This window comes from Limnohabitans sp. 2KL-27 (genome assembly GCF_001269345.1).
Classification (GTDB): Bacteria; Pseudomonadota; Gammaproteobacteria; order Burkholderiales; family Burkholderiaceae_C; genus Limnohabitans_A.
Map to the genome: position 1 here is coordinate 2,206,601 of NZ_CXOP01000002.1, position 20,486 is coordinate 2,227,086.

A 20,486-nucleotide genomic window follows, 5' to 3' on the forward strand; every position below is an offset into this window, starting at 1 on the left:
ACCATGACCACGCCACTGACGCCCTCCTTGACCCTGAATGAGATCGCCGAACGCCTGCAAGGCTACGACCCACAGGCTCTCTCGGCCCGCCATGTGAACGACTTTTTGGCCCAGCTGGTGCAGCCGGTGCGCGAACAAGAAACCTTACCGCTGATGCAAGTCCATGGCCGCATCTTGGCGCAGGATGTGGTCTCGCCCATCAGCGTGCCACCGCACGACAATTCGGCCATGGACGGCTACGCGCTGCGCGGCGCTGAACTTTTGAGTGACGCCCCCACCCCTTTGACCGTAGTGGGCACAGCGTTTGCCGGTGCCGCCTGGCAAGGCACTGTGAATGCGGGCGAGTGCGTGCGCATCATGACCGGGGCCATCATGCCTGCTGGGCTGGACACCGTGGCCCCCCAGGAGCTGGTGCAGGTGGCAGGCGACTCAGTGCACATCCCGCCCGGCCTGCTGCAAGCGGGGGACAACCGGCGCCTGTTGGGCGAAGACTTGATGGCCGGACAGCCCGCACTGCACGCAGGCACCCGCCTCACCCCTGCCGCCTGCGGTCTGCTGGCCAGCCTGGGCTTGCCCAGCGTGCCTGTCTGGCGCAGGCCCAAAGTGGCCTACTTTTCGACCGGTGACGAAATCCTGAGCCTGGGCGATGCGCCCCGAGAAGGCGCGGTCTATGACAGCAACCGCTACACCGTGGCGGGCATGCTGCAGGCGCTGGGCTGCGAGCTGATCGACATGGGCGTGGTGCGCGACGACCCTGTCGCACTGGAAGAGGCCTTCTTGGGTGCTGCCGAACAGGCTGACGCCATCATCACCAGCGGTGGCGTCAGCGTGGGCGAGGCCGACCACACCAAAGCCATGATGAAAAAACTCGGTGATGTGGCCTTTTGGCGCATCGCCATGCGCCCGGGCCGCCCCATGGCGGTGGGGCGCATTCAGCGCGGCGAACGCTCGGCCGTGTTGTTTGGTCTGCCCGGCAACCCGGTGGCCGTCATGGTCACCTTTGCGGCCTTTGTGCGCCCCGCCCTGCAGCAACTCATGGGCTGGCATGCGCCTGCCCTGCCACTGCTCAAAGCGAAAAGCACTGAGGCCCTGCGCAAAAAACCCGGCCGCACCGAATACCAGCGGGGCATCGTCAGCACCGATGCTGCGGGCCAGTTGCAAGTCAGCATCACCGGCAACCAGGGCTCGGGCGTGCTCAGCTCCATGGTGCAGGCCAACGGCCTGATCGTGCTGGGCCACGCCCAAGGCAACGTGGCCGTGGGCGACGAGGTGGATGTGATGATGTTTGACGGGCACCTGTAAGACCTTGTGCGGATGTCCGATGGCCCGCCAATGGAGCCTACCCGCAAAGTGTCTACAACGCGTTCAGCCTATGCCAGTTGCGGATCGTCGGATCTGGTCTTGATCACATCGTCTCCCCGATCATGTGCGCAGCTTCACCCAGAGCAGACTTTGCGTATAGGTATTCTTCAAAACAGCTGCCTGCATGCTTGATGGTGTGTGACTCTGGGTCCTTGAAGCAGTCTTCGGCCTTGGCCGGCATCAGGATGGCAGCCAGCAGCTAAGGCTTGCCAGCTTTGGGTTTACCGTCTAGCCCCCCTGCTGTTGCGATCAACATCATGGCTTCGACCTCATCCGTGTTGGTGACGCTGTGCATGAACCGGTCATCTGTGCTTTAAGTTCGGCCTCGGTGGTCTGCACGTGAGTACATAACTCATGGCTTTAGGCTGTTGGCCTTGATCTTGATCTCGTTGCCATCGACCACAATGTCGCCCCGCTTGTGCAACCCCATCTCGCGTTCTGGGAGCACCGCCCAGATAAACAATTCAGTGAATTCAGCCACTGGCAGCAGCCGAAAGCCCCGTATCGTCTGATGCGTCGAAAGTTGGCTGCCCAAAGTCGCCTAAGGGAAATCCTTAGGTTTCGAAGTCGAAAATGGCCTTGCGAAATCGAAAGAACCTGCCATCATTGGTTCATCCAGTTGAATACAGGTTTTGGGAATTCACATGAGCCCCATCAGTTTTTCGGTTCAGGGAAAGCATGTCTTGATCAGCGGTGGTTGCGGAGGAATTGGCAGCGCCTTCGCCCACGCGTTCCTTGAACAGGGCGCCAATGTGATCGTCACAGACCTCAAGCCGCCGCCAGACGACCTGATCCGTGCAGGCGCACGTTTCGAGCCACTGGATGTGACCAGCGATGAAGGGGTGGTGGCGTTATCGAAAAAAATCGACAAGCTTGATGTGTTGATTCACTGCGCCGGAAAGCTCAAACGCTGGGAGGAGCATCAGCCTGAAGTCTTTCGCGAGATCGTCGACATCCACCTTTTCGGCAATGTACGTCTAGCCGCCGCCTTCAGGCCCCAATTGAAAGCAACACAGGGCTGCCTAATCAACATTGCCTCAATGTACAGTTACTTTGGCGCCCCCCAAGTGCCCGCCTATGCTGCGGCCAAGACGGCTATCGTTGGACTGACCCGGTCATTGGCCTTGGCCTACGCCGAAGACGGGATTCGGGTGAACGCGATTGCTCCTGGCTGGATCGCCACCGACATTAGCCGCGGCGGGCGAGAAAACCCCGAATTCAACGACAAACTCATGACACGCTTGCCCAACAAGCGGTGGGCGGAGCCAGAGGAACTGGCTGGCACGGCGATATTCCTCGCATCCTCCGCTTCGGCGTTGATCAATGGGGTGACGATTCCAGTAGATGGCGGCTACACCTCCGCCTGATTTCGCAAGTAGTGTTGGTACATAGGCGTTTTAACAAAAAGGAGTTCAAGATGAGGCATACCCTTGGCGTTCTGGCCGCTGCGGCCGCGATGGTTTTCAGTTCTGGTTCTGCCGTTGCGCAGGCCTTCAACTGGAAAAAACACGACGGACAGACAATCAATCTGCTCCTGAACAACCACCCTTGGTCGCAGGCGATCAAGGACATGTCAGGCGATTTCACCGCCAAGACGGGTATCAGGCTGCGCGTGGAGATCTTCAACGAAGAACAATACCGCGCCCGCCTGAACACCATGCTGCAGGCCAAATCCAGCGATATCGATGTGTTCATGTCGCTTAAGTTCCGTGAAGGTGCCATGTACGACAAGGCTGGTTGGTACGCCAACTTGAGCCCGCTTCTTGCGTCATCGGCCTCAACCTCGCCCGATTTCAACTTCACCGACATCGGCGAAGGTCTTCGTCGCGCTGAGACAATCGGCGACAAGCTGGTGGGCCTCCCTATCAACCTTGAAGGTCCCCTCTTTTACTGGAACAAGGAGATCTTTCAAAAGTGCAATGTGGCAGAACCCATGTTTCTGGAAGACCTGCCAGAAGCTGCTGCCAAACTCAAGGCTTGCCCTGCCCGCGGTGACGCGACGGTTTGGGCCGCACGCGGTATCCGCGGTGCGATCTCTTATGCGGTCTCAGGTTTCATCTACAACAGCGGCGGCGATTTTTCGGGGGCCAATGGCAAGCCAAGCATGTGCAACCCGAACAGTATCAAGGGAGCAGAACTCTATGCGACGCTGCTCAAGGACTACGGACCTCCCGGTGCCGCCAACCACACCTTCACCCAAGTGATTGAAATGCTGGGCCAAGGAAGGCTGGCAATGACGCACGAATCTTCCAATGAATTCGCCAACATCATGAAGTTCCCTGGGCGAGACAAGGACATCGGCATCAAAGTGCTGCCCAAGGGAAAGGCTACCGGCATTTCCAAGCCCATTGTGTTCGGTTGGGGCGTTTCGGTGTCCAACTTCTCAACCAAGAAGGACGCAGCATGGTTCTTTCTGCAATGGGCCACCAGCGCAGAGATGCAGACTAAGCTTGTCAAGAACGGCGTAGCACCCCCACGCGCATCGGTGTTCAATGGCCCAGAGTTTAAGACGTGGACCACGGAGTTGCCCGTACGTCAGTCCTGGGCCAATGCGTTGGTCGAGATCAGCAAGACCGGAACGGCCATCTCTTACCCACCCACAGAGCGTGTAGTTGAAGCACGCGAGATGGTAGGTGCCGCCGTCCAAAAGGTCTTCTTGGGACAAGGCAACGCAAAGGACACCTTGTGCGCGCTTGACGGCGAATTGGCCAAACTGCAGTAAGACATAAAGCAATGAAGGCACAGCGGGCGGCATCACTCCACGGGCTTATGTGGCCCGCAGTGGCCTTCGTCATATTGATGGTGGTATTTCCATTCGGCTATGCCTTTTGGCTGAGCCTGATGGATTACAAAATCGGACAGCCCCACCAATTTATCGGTCTGGGTAACTATAGGGCGCTCCTGATCGACGAACAGTTCTGGAATGGAGCGCGACTGAGTGCAATCCTTTATGTCAGTGCACTCGCAGTGCAACTCGTTTTAGGAGTTGCCTTGGGGATGCTTTTGCACCGCGTGCAGGTCATGCGTGGCCTGCTACGGACACTGATGGTCTCGCCTTTTATGCTCCCTCCGGTGGTCATCGGAATGATGTCCATCGTGATTCTCGACCCTGGCATGGGGGTTGCTAATTTTTTACTGAAGTCAGCCAACCTGCCAACCAGTCTTTTCTTGGCTTCCACCGATTACGTGATCTTCACTGTAGTGATGATTGATACTTGGCAGTGGACGCCTTTTGTGGCCCTGATCGTACTGGGCGGGTTGCAGTCGCTGCCCACGAAAATTTATGAAGCAGCGTCTATCGATGGTGCCACGGGATGGCGTGAATTTTTTTACATCACCCTGCCAATGTTAGGCCCCACGATCTTGACCGCCGCTGTGCTTCGCAGCGTTGACCTGCTGCGCTTTTTTGATGTGATATACATCACCACACAGGGCGGACCGGGCTATGCCTCCTCAACCCTCAATATCTACGCTTATCGCAAAGCGTTCGAATTTTCAGACTTGGGCTACGCGTCAGCCCTGATGATCACATTGAGCACCATCGTACTGGGTGCTGTGCTGGTGTTTTCGCAAATGCGAAAGAAGGTGACTTGGTGAGAAAAATCCTCCTAAAGTACCTGATGGGGCTTCAAGTTTTCATCTTGTGCATCGCACTTTTTGCCCCCATTGCATGGATGATTTTGGCCAGTTTCAAGAACCGCGCCGACATCACCAAGTATCCACCCCAGCTGCTTTTTACGCCTACCCTGGAAAACTACACCCAGCTGTTCACTAGAACTGATTTTTTGGAAAACACCCTCAATAGTTTTTATGTCGCTGGGGGCTCCACCTTGCTAGGCTTGTTACTGGCGGTGCCAGCAGCCTATGCCATCTCTTGGCACCGGCTGGTCTGGCCAGCCACCCTGACCCTGTTCGCTCGCATGGCACCCGGCACGCTGTTTTTGTTGCCGTGGTTCATCATGTTTTCCAATGTTGGTCTGTCCGGCACCCACTTCGCTCTGATCATCACGCACGCGGTGATCACCGTGCCCATCGCCTTGTGGACCTTGCTCCCACACTTTGATGGTCTGCCAAGGGAGTTGACTGAGAGCGCTCAAATCGACGGCTGCGGTGCACTCAAGATTTTGCTGCTTATTGCCCTGCCAGTCGTGATGCCAGGGCTGATTGTGGCGGTGATCCTGTCCTTCATCTTCTCGTGGAACTATTTCCTTTTTGCGCTCGCACTTTCAGGCATCTCCTCAAAGACGGCTATTGTTGCGTCCTTTAATTTCATCGGCGAAGGTGTGACCAACTGGGGGGCACTCATGGCAGCCGCCACAGTCATCGCCCTGCCACCGATCATCCTGACCTTTGTGATCCAGCGAAAACTGGTGGCAGGTCTTGCCTTTGGCGCAGTGAAAGGTTGATGACATGAAGGCAGCGAGGTTTGATGGCGAAGGCCAAATTTCGATCGCAGAGGTCCCTACACCCGTCGCCCCCGCTGGTGAGGTGTTGCTTCGGGTTAAGGCATGCTCTCTTTGTGGAAGCGACTTGCGCCCGTGGCGCAAGGGCTGGCCAGTGACGCCTGGGCACGAAATTTTTGGGATCGTCCAACATCCCGGTCATGCCCTTCATGGGAAAAGGTGCTTGGTTTACATCCCTGTCTGGTGCGGCCAATGTCCTGAATGCTTAGCCGGTCAACACCACATTTGCCGTAACGCCAACGAACTGATTGGTTGGCAAAGGCCTGGTGGCTACGCGCAATATGTCAGCGTGCCTGATCAATGCCTCTTGCCGGTACCCGATGACATCCCTGATCATCTGGCCCCCTTGCTGCTGGATACGATCGGTACGGCCGGTCACGGTGTTCGCCTGAGCCGCAAGATCGTCAATTCGGGCAAAGCATTGGTGATGGGCGCTGGCCCTATCGGGCTGGGGGGATTGCTGGTTCTACAGAACTTTGGCTTTGAGCGAGTTGAGGTGTTTGATCCGAATCGATTTCGTCGCGAATTTGCCGCTTCACTCGGTGCTGTCGCGCTGGAATCGGTAGACCTTACTGCGGCCTACGATCTTGTCCTAGAGTGCAGCGGCAAGGATGCCGGGCGCCAGACTGCCCTAGAGGCGGTCAGAGCCCATGGCGCTGTGGTGCAATTGGGTGAATCTGACACATGGCAGGTCCATGAGACGAAGGCTATTCGGCGCAAGGATTTTTACTACATCCGCTCGTTTTACTTCCCAATCAGCGAGTACGCAGAAAACATCGAGATTCTGCGCAAGAAAAGACCCCAATTCGAGCAACTGGTCGATGCTCAAGTCCCTCTGGAGGGTCTTTCTGACCTGTTCGTTAGATTTGCAGCAGGCGACCGCATCAAGCCCCAACTTCATATTCATGATTGATTACCCTATGGCTGGCGTCACCATTCGCAATGTCAAAAAGAACTACGGCGACGTCAAGGTCATTCGTGATCTGAGCGTTGAAATTCAAGCCGGCGAATTTCTAGTCTTTGTCGGACCATCAGGATGCGGGAAATCCACACTCCTGCGCATGATCGCTGGACTCGAGAGTTTTGAGTCTGGCGAAATCCATATCAATGGCAATCGCGTCAATGACCTGCACCCGAGCAAGCGCGACATCGCCATGGTCTTCCAAGAGTACGCACTGTATCCGCACATGTCAGTAAGAAAGAACATGGGATTTGGGCTGAAGATGCGTGGCTACCCAGCGCAAGAAATCGACCAGCGCATCGACAGCGCAGCGGCGATTTTGCAGATCGAACCTTTGCTCGAACGCAAGCCGCGAGAACTCTCTGGCGGCCAGCGCCAACGTGTGGCAATGGGTCGCGCCATTGTGCGAAACCCCCAGGTTTTTTTGTTCGATGAGCCGCTGTCCAACCTAGATGCCAAGCTTCGCGTGGACATGCGAAGCGAGATCAAGGCGCTCCATCAGCGCTTAAAAACCACTTCAGTCTATGTCACCCATGACCAGGTCGAGGCGATGACCATGGCTGACCGAATCGTCGTGCTCAATAAGGGTGAAATTGAGCAAGTGGGCACCCCACTGGAGCTTTACAACGCCCCGGTTTCGCGCTTTGTCGCCGGCTTCCTTGGCTCGCCGCCGATGAACTTTTTACCGGTGCAATTGCAGCCAAATCGTATCGACCTGCCAAACGGTCAGTCGATACCTTATGCGGGCTCTTTTTTGGGCGCTGCGGACTTGGGGATCCGGCCAGAAAACTTGTCTGTCGTACCTGACGGAGAAAATGCACACCTCAGTGGCGAAGTATCCCTGATCGAGCCCCTTGGTGCCGATACCCTCATCACCATCAAGACCGGCGTGCACAAAATTGTCGCACGCGTGATTGGTGCCTCCTCGATGCGACTTGGCGAGCAAGCAGGCCTCACCTGGCGCGCGCAGGACCATCATCTTTTTGAAGGTGCCAGCGGACAGAGGCTGACATGAGCCGTCTCGTCTGTTTAGGAATGGTCGTCAAAGATATCGTTTTTCGAGTCCCCAAGATCCCTTCTCTACCCCAAAAGCTGACCGCATTTGAATTGCGAAGCCAGTTCGGCGGGATGGCTGCGACCGCTGCGGCTGCGGCGGCTGCGCTCGGGGGCAAGGTCGAATTTTGGGGGCGAATTGGTGATGACGAATCGGGCCAAGAGGCCATGCACGCATTTCGACGTCGAGGAGTCGAGCCACGATTGAGCGTCACCATCGGTTCGCAGTCGCCCATGTCCGCAGTCATTGTTGATGAAGCTGGAGAACGCATGCTGGCGGTCTACACTGGCCTGCTTGATCCAGCAACGGATTGGCTGCCGCTTGAAAAGCTCCAAGGCGCAGGTGCAGTACACGCCGATTTTCGCTGGGTCGAGGGAGCCCGTGCACTTTACGAAGCCGCACGCGCCCAAGGTATTCCGCGGGTACTGGATGCGGACGCGGGCAACAATGAGGCGGTCCGGTCCCTCATCGCACTCGCAGATCACGTTATTTTTTCCGAGCGCGGCCTGGCAGAAATAGCCGGTGACATGCCGGCCGATCAGGCACTGCTCCAAGTGGCACAGGACGCAGCCGAGGATCCGTCGAGGGTGATGGGTGTCACGTTGGGCGACCGGGGCAGCCTCTTTTGCCACGCGGGTCGCATTCATGCCTTTGCTGCGCCTCGCATCAAGCCCACAGATACCAATGGCGCTGGAGATGTTTTTCACGGTGCCTACGCATTGGCGTTGGCGCGAGGTCAGTCTTGGGTCCAGTCTGTGAACTACGCCACGACCGCGGCTAGCCTCAAATGCACGCGTGACCACGGTTGGGACCAACTGCCCGATCACGAAGAAGTGACAGCCTTCATGCAGGCTCATTCATGACCGACGCGCTCACCCCCCGTTCACGCCGCGAAAAGATTTTGGAACTCGTCAAGCAGGCGGGTTACATGCCTATTGAGGCTCTGACCTTGAATTTCCAGGTGACACCGCAGACGATCCGTGTAGATCTCAATGTGCTGGCCGACGAAGGCCGGGTCGTACGCCATCACGGGGGCGCTTCGATCCCCTCAAGTGTGACCAACACCGACTACGAATCCCGTCGATCAGATTTTGCTGGCGTCAAATCCAGTCTGGCTCAAGCCGTTTCGAACACCATCTCTGACAAAAGCGCGGTGTTCATGGCGCTGGGAACCACAATGCTGGCGATGGCTGCGGCGTTGTCAAATCGCAAAGGTTTGAAGATCATCACCAACCACACCGAGGCAGCCTTGATGCTCGCCAAGCAACCAGGATTTGACGTGGTCGTACTCGGCGGTCGACTTGATCCGAGGAATCTCGGAACCACGGGGCCCATGACCCTCGAGGCTGTAGCCAACTACCGACCAGACGTTTGCATTTTCAGCGCGGGTGGCATCGACACTGAAGGAAACATCTTGGACTACTACGAGCACGAGGCAGCCATCGTGCGCCTCATGATCAAGCGCTCGCGCCGGAGTATTTTGGCAGTGGATCACAGCAAGTTTGGCCGCAGCGCTTCAGTGCTTGTGGGCAATGTGGCGGACATCCACCAGCTTTTTACCGATAAGCCGCCGCCCGCCGGCATCAAGAAGCTCTTGAAGCTACACAAGACCGACCTGATCCAGGTTCCCCAACGACATGCAGGAAATTTCCATGGCCGCTCCTAAACCTATTGATGCATTAACCCGGCCCTCGGGCGCCTTTGCCATGCTTGCGATCGACCAGCGTGAATCGATGCGCGCCATGTTTGGCGAGTATCAAAAAACACCGGTGAGCGACCAACAACTCACCGACTTTAAGTTGGCAGCGCTTCGAGCTCTTTCACCACTGGCTTCTGCTGTCCTGATAGACCGCCAGTTTGCCTGGCGCCAGGCGATCGACCAGCACGCCGTGGCGCCCAGCTGCGGGTTGATCGCTGCAGCAGATGATTTCATTCCCAGCCCCAACGAAATCGTCTCTGACGTGAGGATCGACGAGAAAGTCGAGCCGCTGTCGGTCAAGGCCGATGGTGCATTGGCACTCAAGTTGCTGGTGCTGTGGCGTCCAGATGAAAGCGCGGAGGTTCGCAAGGACATGGTGCGTGATTTCATCGGTCGATGTCGACAGGCGGGGCTCGTGAGCATCATCGAGCCGGTATCTCGTAAGCCTCGTGACGGACGAGCCTGGGACACAAATGACGGCATACAGGCCGCGGCCGAAGAATTAGGCAACCTGGGCGCTGACCTCTACAAAGCCGAGGTACCTTTGCATGGACAAGGCGGTGAACGCGCAGTGCGTGGGGCGAGCGCGCGTCTCAATCAGACAATCAAGGGGCCTTGGGTGGTGCTGTCCTCGGGCGTATCGCCCGACGATTTTCCGCAGGCTGTTGAATGGGCATGCAGGGAAGGTGCAAGCGGATTTCTGGCCGGTCGTGCCGTTTGGCGAAATGTCATTGGAAGCCGTGACATCCCGCGAGCCCTGATCGACGACGCTGCGGTGCGCCTGCAACGTCTGATCGATGTGGTGGATCGCGTGGTCGTTCGCTGCTGAGACAGGCTCGCACCAGGCCCCATATGGCTGAGAACAACTTCATATCACCCATCGAAGCCCAGGTTCGCCGGGAATTGGCCGCCTTTTATAGGCTGATGGCGCACTTCAATATGACGGATTTGATCGACACGCATATCAGCGCGCGCGTGCCCGGAACGCCCGACCATTTCCTCATTAACCGCTATGGCGTTCTCTTTGACGAAATGCGTTCGCAGGATTTGGTCAAGATCGATCTGCAGGGGCGTTTGGTAGAAGGCCAAGACCCTGCGAACTCACGCATCAACCTAGCGGGTTTCACCATTCATTCCGCAATCCATGCCGCGCGACACGATCTGGCCTGTGTGGTTCACACCCACACAACCGATGGAATAGCAGTTTCTTGCCAAGCGGAGGGACTATTGCCTATCAGCCAGCACGCTCTGAAGTTCTTCAACCGGATCGGTTACCACGACTACGAAGGTGTTGCGCTCGATCTGGACGAGCGCGCCCGCCTAGCCAGGAGCATGGGTCCGCATGAGGTGATGATCCTGCGCAATCACGGCTTGGTGGCTGCGGGCTCGTCTATCCCTAAGGCATTTCACAACATCATGTTTTTGGAGCGTGCCTGCAGCGCACAGATCAAGGCACTGAGTGGTGGACGCCCGTTGTCGATCCCAAGTCCCGAGGTCTGTGCGCGAGCAAGCGAGCAAGGCTCTGATCGAGCCGAGGTGTCCGAGATCGTGCAACTAGGTTGGGATGCAGCTTTGCGGCTGTTACGCCCAATCTGATCAGCCGGCTGGGCTCATTTTTGATCTCGAAATTTTTGAAGGCCACCTCGACATGCTATTGACGCCACTGAACTTGGGCAAGACTCGAGGCATGCGACGCCTGGCCAATCAAACCGGGCATTTCACGACCATTGCCCTGGACCAACGTCCACCGATTGCTCAGATACTGGCAGCGCGAAGGGGTGTCGCTCCTGATCAGGTAGGTTTTGACGACATGATGGCGGCCAAGCGCGTCATCGTGGAGACCCTGGGCCCTAGCGCAAGCGCCATGTTGTTTGATCCAAATTACGCACTACCCGCTGCGATCGCTTGCTTGCCAGCGCACACAGGTCTGATCGTGACACTCGAGGACCATCGGTTTCAAGATACGCCAGGTGGGCGTATGTCGAACTCGATTGCCAATTGGAATGTCGACAAGATCAAGCGCTTAGGCGGCGATGGGGTTAAGGTGCTGGCGTGGTACCGTCCCGATGCCGCGCCCGAGGTCTTGGCCCATCAAAAAGCCTATGTGAAACACGTGGGCGACGAGTGTCGTCGCTGTGATATTGCGTATGTGCTTGAACTCTTAACCTATCCGTTCAAGAGGCTCGACGGCAAGCCTTGTCCACAATTGCCAGAAGTACAGGCGCAAAACGTGATCGACAGCCTGCGCGAATTTTCAAAGCCCGAATATGGGGTGGATTTGTTCAAATTGGAAAGCCCACTGCCGGGCGCAAGCTTGCCTGAAACGGACGGATCGGTTCCGCATCAGTTGGCGCTCAATTGGTTCAACGAGATGGGACGAATCTGCCGCGAAGCGAGCGTGCCGTGGGTGATGTTGTCCGCGGGGGTGACGCCTGAGCAGTTCTTGCGGGTCATGCATTACGCTTACGCCGCGGGTGCCAATGGCTTCTTAGCTGGACGAGCGATCTGGTCTGAAGCACTGCAATGTTTTCCTGATTTGCAAGCTTGCCGCGAGGTACTGCGCGTGCAGAGCCTGCAGACTCTCCAGCGCCTTATGGATCTCACGCACAGAGAGGGGCAAGCTTGGACACCGAGCTATAACGGCTTGGATCAAATTCAAGTCGAGGGCGATATGTGCAACGCCTACACCAGCTCCTGAGAGCGACTTGGTCATCGGTCATTCAGGGCAAACAGTGAATTGTCTGTCAATCATGGCCGTGTCTTGAGCCGTCGATGTAGATCAGTGACTCAATTGATCGTCCATAGCCACCGCCTTGTTCGGACCTGGCACCACCTTGCGGGCCAGCAGTGAATACATGGTGGGTACCACAAAGATGGCCAGCAAAGTCCCCAGGCTCATGCCGCCCACAATCACCCAGCCGATTTGGGTGCGGCTTTCGGCACCTGCCCCGGTGGCCAGCGCCAGCGGCACGGCACCGAGCACCATGGCACCTGTGGTCATCAGGATCGGGCGCAAGCGCTGGGCAGAGGCCTTGATCAGCGCTTCTTGCATCGCCATACCCTGCTCGCGCAATTGGTTGGTGAACTCCACGATCAAAATGCCGTGCTTGGTGATCAGGCCCACCAAGGTGATCAAGCCGATTTGCGAATAGACGTTGAGCGATCCACCCGTGAACTTGAGCGCCAACAACGCCCCGATCGTGGACAGCGGCACGGACAACATGATCACAAACGGGTCCACAAAGCTCTCAAACTGGGCCGCCAGCACCAAAAAGATGAAGAACAGCGCCAGCACAAACACGATCACCAAGGCGCCCTGCGAGCTCTTGAATTCGCGCGAAGTGCCGTTGAGCTCGGTGGTGTAGCCCGGCTTGAGCACCTTGGCTGCGGTGTCGTCCATGAACTTGATCGCTTCGCCCAAGGAATAGTCAGGCGACAAGTTGGCTGTGATCGACACCGAGCGGCGCTGACCAAAGTGGTTCAACTCGCGAGGTGACACGCTCTCGCGCACCTTCACCAGGCTCGACAAGGGGATCATGGTGTCGTTGCGGCCCCGCACCTGGATCACGTCGATGTCGTCCGGCGTATTGCGGGCGGAGGGCAAGGTCTGCACGATCACATCGTACTGCTCGGCATCGCGCTTGTAACGGGTCACCACGCGTCCGCCCAGCATGGTCTCGATGGTTTTGGCCACCACCTCGATACTGACGCCCAACTCGGCGGCCTTGACGCGGTCCACTTCGACGCGCAGTTCTGGCTTGTTCAGGCGCAAGTCCACATCAGGCTGCAAAATGCCCGGGTTTTTGGCCACCTCGTCCATCATTTGCCGAGCCACCGCGCTCAGGTTTTGGTAGCTGTCCGAAGTCTGGATCACGAAGTTCAAAGGCCGCTCACGGAAACCCTGGCCCAGCGATGGCGGGGTGATCGGGAAGGCATTCACGCCCGACAAGGCACCGAATTTCGGTCCCATTTCTCGGGCAATTTCCAGCGTAGTGCGTTGGCGCTCATCCCAGTCCTTGGCCCGGTAAATCACCGAGCCCTGACCCACCGTGGGGTTGCCCATGCTGGCAAAAATACGGTCGAATTCAGGGTAAGACTGGCCAATTTTTTCCAGCACACGCGCATAGCGGTCAGTGAATTCCAGGGTCGAGCCGTCGGGCGCGTTGATGGTCGCCAAAATCGTGCCCCGGTCCTCCAGCGGCGCGAGTTCTTGCTTCATGGTCGGGTAGATGTAGGCAATGCCTGCCCCGCAGGCCAACATCACGAGCAACACCAACCATCGGGCACGGGTCAGAATCAGGCGCAATAGATTTTCATAACCGGTTGACAAGGCCGTGAGCCAGCGCTCCATGCTGTGGTCAAACCAGCCGGGGTTGGGGTTATGTCGCAGCAGTTTGCTGCTGAGCATGGGCGCCAAGGTCAAGGCCACAAAACCGGACACGATCACCGCCCCAGCCAATGCCAGGGCAAACTCGCCGAACAATTTGCCCGTTCGCCCAGGCGTGAAAGCCAGGGGCGCAAACACGGCCGCCAGTGTCATGGTCATGGCCACCACGGCAAAACTGATCTCGCGCACGCCTTTGATGGCGGCAGAAAACGGGTCCAACCCTTCTTCGATGTGCCGGTAAATGTTCTCCAACACCACGATCGCATCGTCCACCACCAAGCCAATGGCCAGCACCAGTGCCAGCAAGGTCAGGGTGTTGATGGTGAAACCCGCCAAAGCCATCATGGCAAAGGCGCCAATCAGGCTGACCGGGATGGTGATGATCGGGATGATGGACGCTCGCACAGTGCGCAAAAAGACAAAGATCACCAAAGCCACCAGCACCACAGCTTCGACGATCGTGCTGAACACGTTCTTGACGGAGCGGTCAATGAAGACCGAGTTGTCGTTGGCGATGTCGATGGTGATGTCCCCGGGCAAATCGGCCTTCAGACGGGGGATCATCTCGCGCACCCCAGTCGACAAGTCCAGCGGGTTGGCCGTGGCTTGGCGGATCACGCCGGCCGATATGGCCGATTGGCCGTTCAGGCGCACCAAGCTGCGGTCGTTGGCCGCGCCTTCCCGGATTTGCGCCACATCGCGCAACTTGACCGGAAAGCCATTCACACTGCGGATCACGATCTCGCCAAACTGTCCAGGGCGATTCAAATCGGTTTGAGAGGACACGCTGAATTCGCGGTTGGTCGACTCGATGCGCCCGGCCGGTAACTCCAGGTTGTTGCGGCGGATGGCGTCTTCCACGTCTTGCGGCGTGAGCTTGTAAGACGACAAGCGAGCGTGGTCGAGCGACACCAGCATGGCGTATTTGCGCTCGCCAAAAATGCGCACATCGGCCACGCCGGTCACGGTCTGCAGGCGCGGCTTGACCACACGGTTGACCAAATCGTTGATCTGCAAGGCGTTGAGTGTGTCGCTGGAAAAAGCCAGCCAAATCACCGGGAAGGCGTCGGCTTCCACCTTCGCAATGACGGGCTCTTCGATGGCCTGTGGCAATCGGTTGCGCACCCGAGACGTGCGGTCACGCACTTCGGCCGCGGCCGTGTCAGCGTCTTTTTCCAGCCGGAATCGGACCGTGATCTGGGACTGCTCGGCACGGCTGATGGAGGTGATCACATCCACCGCGTCGATGCCCGCAATCGAGTCCTCCAGCGGTTTGGTGACCTGCGACTCCACCACCTCGGCCGATGCGCCCACATAGCGGGTGGTGACGGTGACGGTGGGTTCGTCGATCTTGGGGTACTCGCGCAGCGAGAGGCTTTTGAAACTGACCGCACCGATCAGCAAGATCAGCAAGGACATGACGACCGCCAAGACTGGCCGCCGGATGGAAACTTCAGCGAGCTGCATCGGCACCCCTCAGGCAAGGGTTGGGACCCGACAGGGCCACAGGCTTGGCTGGCGGCTGTGCTGGCTTGGCCGAGGCACTGGGTGCGCCGGCAGCTGCAGGGGCTGGGCCACCCGGGACTGAGGCCGATGCGGCAGGCGCAGCCGATGCGCCAGCCGCTGGTGCGCCAGCCGGCGCCGGCCCACCAGCGGGACGGCCACCGCCAGGCTGTGACAAATCCACCACGCGCACAGCAGTGCCGTCTTTTTGCAAACGCTGATGACCTGCAGTCACCACGGTGTCGCCTGCGGCCAGGCCTTCCAGAATCTCGACCTTGCCCGGCAGGCGCAGGCCGACCTTGACCGCCACGCGTTCGGAGACCCGGACATCGGGCTTGTCTCCTGCCACGACTTTGACCACAAAGGTGCGACCGCCTTGCGGGATGATGGCCTCTTCAGGGATCACCAGCGCGTTGTCACGCACACCAAACACCACATTGACCCGGGCAAACATGCCCGGACGCAGTTGTTGTTGGCGGTTGTCGATGCAGCCCCTGACCCCCACAGAGCGGCCATTGGCCTCGATCAAGGGGTCCACCGCCTGAACGATGGCCGAGAAGGGGCGGCCCGGCAAGGCGTCCACCGTCAGCTGGGCCTTTTGTCCAGCCCGGATCTTGGCCTGAAAGCGCTCGGGCAAACGGAAATCGACCAGCACGGCATCGATGTCCTCGATGTTGACCATGTCGGCGCCGTCCTTGAGGTAATCACCCACGTTGATTTGCTTGAGACCAGTGATCCCGTCGAACGGGGCCAGCACTTTGAGGCGCTGCAAGGTGGCATCGGCCAAGGCCAGCTTGGCCCGCGAGACTTCCAGCGCAGCCCCGCTTTCATCGAGGGATCGCTTGCTGATGAAGTTTTGCGTCACCAGCTCCTGGTTGCGCTTGTGGTTGGCCTCGGCAATCGACAGCTCGGCCTTGGCCTGTGACAACTGGGCTTGCTGCAGCTGGTCTTCAAATTGAACCAGCACCTGGCCTTTGCGCACACGCTGGCCATCGTTGAAGAAAATCTTCTGGACTCGCCCACCCACCTCGGGTCGCAGCATCACACCTTGGCGAGAGCGCAAACTGCCCACCGCTTGGGTTTCGTCGACCAGGGTCATGGTGTCCACCTTGGCCACCTCCACAGCGGGGGCTCGAGCAGGGCCTGCTGGTGCGGCTGCCGTGGTGGCAGGTTTGGCCGCTTCGCCCGACGCACTGCCTTTGTTTTGAAGCCACCAGGCCGCACCGGACGCCACGCCCACACCCACCAACGCCAACACAGCGTATTTTTTCTTGTAAGCCATTCAGATCTCTCTCAGGTTGAATTCACCAAGACTGACAGAATGTAACAGCGCCGCCCCATTTGCCCAATGGGCTGCGCTCAGCTGTTTGGAGGCATGGGGTCGCGGGGGGGGGAGCAGGTCAACGGCGGCCAGCCCGGCCCAAACAGCGCTTTCAGCGGCCCAAAGCTTTCTCAACGCCTTGGTTGGCCAGCGCATCCGCCCGCTCGTTGCCCGGATCGCCGTTGTGGCCCTTGACCCAGCGCCAGTCGATTTGGTGTCCCGAAGTGGACACCACCGTGTCCAGTTTTTGCCACAAGTCGGCATTTTTGACGGGCTGCTTGGCGGCAGTGCGCCAGCCCCGGGCTTTCCAGCCGTGAATCCACTCGGTGATGCCTTTGCGCACGTATTCGCTGTCCAGGTACAGCGTGACCCGGCAGGGGCGCTTCAAAGCCAGCAGGCCTTCGATGACGGCGGTCATCTCCATGCGGTTGTTGGTGGTGTTCAGCTCGCCGCCAAAGAGCTCTTGAACGTGCTGGCCCGACTGCAGGCGAACGCCCCAGCCACCCGGGCCGGGATTGCCCTTGCAGGCACCATCGGTGTGAATTTCAACGTGGGTCAACAAACTCTTTCGGGGCCGTGGCTTGGCCCATGGTGGTGTCTGAACGGGCCACCGGTACGGTGGCCGCAGCGGGCGATCGTACCGTGCGCCAGCGGCGTCCATCGATCAAGCGGCCGCCGGGCACCCTTTTGGTGGCCATGATCAGGTACACCCCGCCCAAAATCGGCCACCAGCGCTCCCCCAGCGTGTCCATCCACTGCAACCGCTGCATCCAGCGTTCGCTGCCCAAGGCTGGGGTCCATCCGCCAAATCGGCTGACCTGCACCTCAAAACCGAGCAAACGCAACCAGTCACGCAAACGCCGGTAGCCAATCAAGGCGGCCACATGTGCATCGCCCAGCCCTGCGCCGCGCCCTCCACGTGTTTGCGGCCAACCCCACAAACTCCAAGGATTGAGCCCGGTGATCAACACCTGTCCCTCCGGGATCAGGACACGCTCGACTTCGCGCAAACAGGCATGCGGATCGGCCGAGCGCTCCAGCGTATGGGGCAAAACCACCAAGTCCAAGCTGTCGGCAGCCCAAGGCCATGCCCGGCTGTCCAGGCAGACATGCGCCCCCTCAGCTTGGGCCTCTGCTGGCTGCGTCAAGATGGGTTCGAATTCGGCCCGGGCCATCCAGCGGTGCGGCATCCGGTTGCTGCGCAGGGCCTGCAACTGGGGCCAGCCCAGTTGCACCGCGTGGTATCCAAACACATCAGCCAGCAAGTCATCGGCCTGCTGCTGCTCCCAAGCCAGCAGGCGCGAAGCCACCGGCTGCCCCAAACGGGCCAACCAAGCGTCACCTGAATACTGGCTTTCTATAATCTGACTCTCCATGAAACTCATTGCACTGCCCGCATTCTCGGACAACTACATCTGGTTGTTGCACGACGACCACCACGCCTTGGTGGTGGACCCCGGGGACAGTGCGCCTGTGCTGGCCTGGTTGGGACAGCACCCTGGGGTGCGGCTGGACTTGATTTTAGTCACCCACCACCATGCAGACCACACAGGCGGCCTCGCCGACCTGGTGGAACGCACGGGGGCGCAGGTGGTCGGCCCGGCCTTGGAAAAAATGCCCGTTCAGGCCCGCGGGCTGCAGCAAGGCGACCGCCTGGACTGGCACGGCTTGTGTTTTGAGGTCCATGAGGTTCCGGGGCACACCTTGGGACACATCGCTTTTTGGGCACACCCTGCCCCACAAGACCCGCTCCTTTTTTGTGGCGACACCCTGTTTTCGGGCGGCTGCGGTCGTCTGTTTGAAGGCACGCCGGCCCAAATGCTCGACTCCCTGGACCGTTTGGCCGCCCTGCCTGGCAGCACCCGCGTTTGCTGTGCCCATGAATACACCCTGTCGAACCTGAAATTTGCCCGGGCGGTCGACCCCGACAACCTGGTCCTGCGGGAATACACCGAAACTTGCACCGCCCTGCGCCAGCAAAACCTGGCCACCCTGCCTGTTGCGCTGTCGATCGAGCGCGCGATCAACCCATTTTTACGCAGCCGCAGCAGTGCTGTTGTCCGCGCCGTGCGCCAGCGCGATTCCCACGCGCAGGACGATGTCACGACTTTTGCCGCACTGCGCTCATGGAAGAACGAATTTTGACCACCCCACTTTCCAGCCACAGCCCGACAAAGGCGTTTGTTGAATGCGGTGCCGCCAGGCACTGGCTGCCTGCCGTTTGCTTGGGCCTGAGCCTGCTGCTGGGGGCCTGCGCGAGCGCGCCAACGTCCAGCTCGGAACAGCCCCCCCCCTCGACACCGGTGCCTGCCACCCCGCAAGCCGAGCAAAAGGTCGCATCCGAGCCCGAAAAAGTCCCGGCCGTGACGGCCGAGGCTTCTGTGGCGCTCAAACCCCAAGGTCATTTGGGGTTGACCCCACCCACCGATGTGTGGGAACGCATTCGGCGCGGTTTTGCCATGCCCGATCTGGACAACGACCTGGTCCGCAACCGAGAGCAGTGGTATTCCAGCCGTCCCGACTACATGCTGCGCATGACCGAGCGCTCGCGCCCGTACTTGTTTCATGTGGTGGAGGAGCTCGAGCGACGCAAAATGCCCACCGAGCTGGCCTTGCTGCCCTTCATCGAGTCGGCCTTCAATCCCCAGGCTGTCTCCAGTGCCAAAGCGGCAGGCATGTGGCAGTTCATGCCCGCCACCGGCAAGTACTTCGACTTGAAGCAAAACCTGTTTCGGGACGACCGCCGGGACGTGCTGGAATCGACACGCGCTGCGCTCGATTACCTGCAAAAACTCTACAACCTGTTTGGCGACTGGCACTTGGCGCTGGCCGCCTACAACTGGGGCGAAGGCAGTGTGGGCCGTGCGCTCGCACGCAACAAAGCCCAGGGCAAACCGCTGACCTACAGAGACTTGAGCATGCCCAATGAAACCCGTTACTACGTGCCCAAGCTGCAAGCGGTCAAAAACATCATCGCCCACCCCGAAGCATTCAACGCACAGCTGCCCCTGATCCAGAACCACCCCTACTTCAAAAGTGTCCCCATTGAGCGGGACATTGACGTGGCCGTTGCCGTCAAGCTTGCAGCCGTGAGCCTGGGAGACTTCAAGGCACTCAACCCTTCGATGAACCGCCCGGTCATTTTGGCGGCGGGCACCCCCCAAATCCTGCTGCCCTGGGACAATGCCACGGTGTTTGAGCGCAACTTGCAAGCCCATGCCAACCGGCCCTTGGCCACCTGGACAGCATGGCAAGCTCCTCGCACCATGAAACCGGAGGACGTGGCGCAGCTGCTGGACATGCCTGTTGAGCAACTGCGGTCGGTCAACGGCATCCCCCCAAGGATGATGGTCACAGCCGGCTCCACTTTGCTGGTCCACCGCAAAGGGCGACTGGACAAAGATGTGACGGAACACCTGGCTGACAACGGCCACCTGGGCCTGGCCCCTGAAGTGGTGCTCAAAAGGATTGCCGTCAAGGCACGCCAAGGTGACTCACTGGCCAGCCTGGCCGCACGACATGGTGTTTCAGAAGCGAACATGGCCTCTTGGAACAAACTCAAGCCCAATGCCCGATTGAGAGCAGGCCAAAACCTGACCATTCTGGTGCCTTCTCAAGCCTCGAGGCGCGTGGCCCGCAGCAGTCCGGGCCAGTCCGCCAAACCCAAAGCGTCCGCGAAACCGCTCAACAAGTCCAGCCAGCCCCAACGCTGATGGGGGTGCGCTGAAAACGCTGC

18 protein-coding genes are annotated in these 20,486 nt (G+C 59.0%); 14 read left to right on the forward strand and 4 right to left on the reverse strand.

All coding sequences use genetic code 11. The features are described 5' to 3' along the window. Nucleotides 1-3 precede the first annotated feature (3 nt). From glp to LHAB_RS13550, 12 genes are all read left to right on the forward strand, one after another. Nucleotides 4-1,302, forward strand: coding sequence for a molybdopterin molybdotransferase MoeA (gene glp, locus LHAB_RS13490; RefSeq protein WP_090047983.1), 1,299 nt, complete (start codon nt 4-6; stop codon nt 1,300-1,302). Nucleotides 1,303-2,006: 704 nt separating this feature from the next. Continuing rightward, the gene (locus LHAB_RS13500; protein ID WP_090047201.1) at nt 2,007-2,729 is read left to right on the forward strand and encodes an SDR family NAD(P)-dependent oxidoreductase; all 723 of its coding nucleotides are present in this window, start codon (nt 2,007-2,009) and stop codon (nt 2,727-2,729) included. 50 nt (nt 2,730-2,779) lie between these two features. Further along, on the forward strand, nt 2,780-4,084 hold the full coding sequence (locus LHAB_RS13505) for an ABC transporter substrate-binding protein (RefSeq protein ID WP_090047203.1): 1,305 nt from the start codon (nt 2,780-2,782) through the stop codon (nt 4,082-4,084). Between the two features lie 119 nt (nt 4,085-4,203). Next, nucleotides 4,204-4,959 carry a carbohydrate ABC transporter permease gene (locus LHAB_RS13510; RefSeq protein WP_228763432.1) on the forward strand — a complete coding sequence of 252 codons (756 nt, stop codon included), beginning with the start codon at nt 4,204-4,206 and terminating at the stop codon, nt 4,957-4,959. Continuing rightward, nucleotides 4,956-5,768, forward strand: coding sequence for a carbohydrate ABC transporter permease (locus tag LHAB_RS13515; protein ID WP_228763433.1), 813 nt, complete (start codon nt 4,956-4,958; stop codon nt 5,766-5,768). Before LHAB_RS13510 ends, LHAB_RS13515 begins: the two co-directional genes overlap by 4 nt. Nucleotides 5,769-5,772: 4 nt before the next feature. Continuing rightward, nucleotides 5,773-6,738, forward strand: a complete 966-nt coding sequence (locus LHAB_RS13520) for an alcohol dehydrogenase catalytic domain-containing protein (protein WP_090047211.1) — start codon at nt 5,773-5,775, stop codon at nt 6,736-6,738. A gap of 7 nt (nt 6,739-6,745) precedes the next feature. Beyond that, the gene (locus LHAB_RS13525; protein WP_090047213.1) at nt 6,746-7,801 is read left to right on the forward strand and encodes an ABC transporter ATP-binding protein; all 1,056 of its coding nucleotides are present in this window, start codon (nt 6,746-6,748) and stop codon (nt 7,799-7,801) included. Beyond that, on the forward strand, nt 7,798-8,703 hold the full coding sequence (locus LHAB_RS13530) for a PfkB family carbohydrate kinase (RefSeq protein WP_090047216.1): 906 nt from the start codon (nt 7,798-7,800) through the stop codon (nt 8,701-8,703). The genes LHAB_RS13525 and LHAB_RS13530 overlap by 4 nt, the downstream gene beginning before the upstream one ends. After that, a complete protein-coding gene (locus LHAB_RS13535) occupies nt 8,700-9,506 on the forward strand; it encodes a DeoR/GlpR family DNA-binding transcription regulator (protein WP_090047218.1) in 807 nt (268 codons plus the stop codon). The genes LHAB_RS13530 and LHAB_RS13535 overlap by 4 nt, the downstream gene beginning before the upstream one ends. Further along, entirely contained in the window at nt 9,493-10,368 is an 876-nt protein-coding gene (locus LHAB_RS13540) for an aldolase (protein ID WP_090047221.1), read from the forward strand. The genes LHAB_RS13535 and LHAB_RS13540 overlap by 14 nt, the downstream gene beginning before the upstream one ends. A gap of 23 nt (nt 10,369-10,391) precedes the next feature. After that, nucleotides 10,392-11,135, forward strand: a complete 744-nt coding sequence (locus LHAB_RS13545; protein ID WP_090047223.1) for a class II aldolase/adducin family protein — start codon at nt 10,392-10,394, stop codon at nt 11,133-11,135. Nucleotides 11,136-11,187: 52 nt separating this feature from the next. Further along, on the forward strand, nt 11,188-12,237 hold the full coding sequence (locus tag LHAB_RS13550; protein WP_090047226.1) for a tagatose 1,6-diphosphate aldolase: 1,050 nt from the start codon (nt 11,188-11,190) through the stop codon (nt 12,235-12,237). Between the two features lie 81 nt (nt 12,238-12,318). Here the strand turns inward: LHAB_RS13550 and LHAB_RS13555 are convergent, their stop codons facing one another. The 4 genes from LHAB_RS13555 to LHAB_RS13570 form a co-directional block, all read right to left on the reverse strand. Continuing rightward, nucleotides 12,319-15,393 carry an efflux RND transporter permease subunit gene (locus tag LHAB_RS13555; RefSeq protein ID WP_090047229.1) on the reverse strand — a complete coding sequence of 1,025 codons (3,075 nt, stop codon included), beginning with the start codon at nt 15,391-15,393 and terminating at the stop codon, nt 12,319-12,321. Then, nucleotides 15,380-16,711 (reverse strand): efflux RND transporter periplasmic adaptor subunit, encoded by a 1,332-nt coding sequence (locus LHAB_RS13560; protein ID WP_090047232.1) that lies wholly within the window; start codon nt 16,709-16,711, stop codon nt 15,380-15,382. Before LHAB_RS13560 ends, LHAB_RS13555 begins: the two co-directional genes overlap by 14 nt. 151 nt (nt 16,712-16,862) lie before the next feature. After that, entirely contained in the window at nt 16,863-17,309 is a 447-nt protein-coding gene (rnhA, locus tag LHAB_RS13565; protein WP_090047234.1) for a ribonuclease HI, read from the reverse strand. Beyond that, the gene (locus LHAB_RS13570) at nt 17,296-18,126 is read right to left on the reverse strand and encodes a class I SAM-dependent methyltransferase (protein WP_090047237.1); all 831 of its coding nucleotides are present in this window, start codon (nt 18,124-18,126) and stop codon (nt 17,296-17,298) included. The genes rnhA and LHAB_RS13570 overlap by 14 nt, the downstream gene beginning before the upstream one ends. On the opposite strand from LHAB_RS13570, the gene gloB reads away from it, so the two are divergent. Both gloB and LHAB_RS13580 read left to right on the forward strand, forming a co-directional pair. Continuing rightward, a complete protein-coding gene (gene gloB, locus LHAB_RS13575) occupies nt 18,125-18,895 on the forward strand; it encodes a hydroxyacylglutathione hydrolase (RefSeq protein ID WP_090047239.1) in 771 nt (256 codons plus the stop codon). The two genes, LHAB_RS13570 and gloB, sit on opposite strands and share 2 nt — an antisense overlap. Then, entirely contained in the window at nt 18,877-20,463 is a 1,587-nt protein-coding gene (locus tag LHAB_RS13580) for a transglycosylase SLT domain-containing protein (protein ID WP_090047241.1), read from the forward strand. The genes gloB and LHAB_RS13580 overlap by 19 nt, the downstream gene beginning before the upstream one ends. Nucleotides 20,464-20,486: the final 23 nt, after the last annotated feature.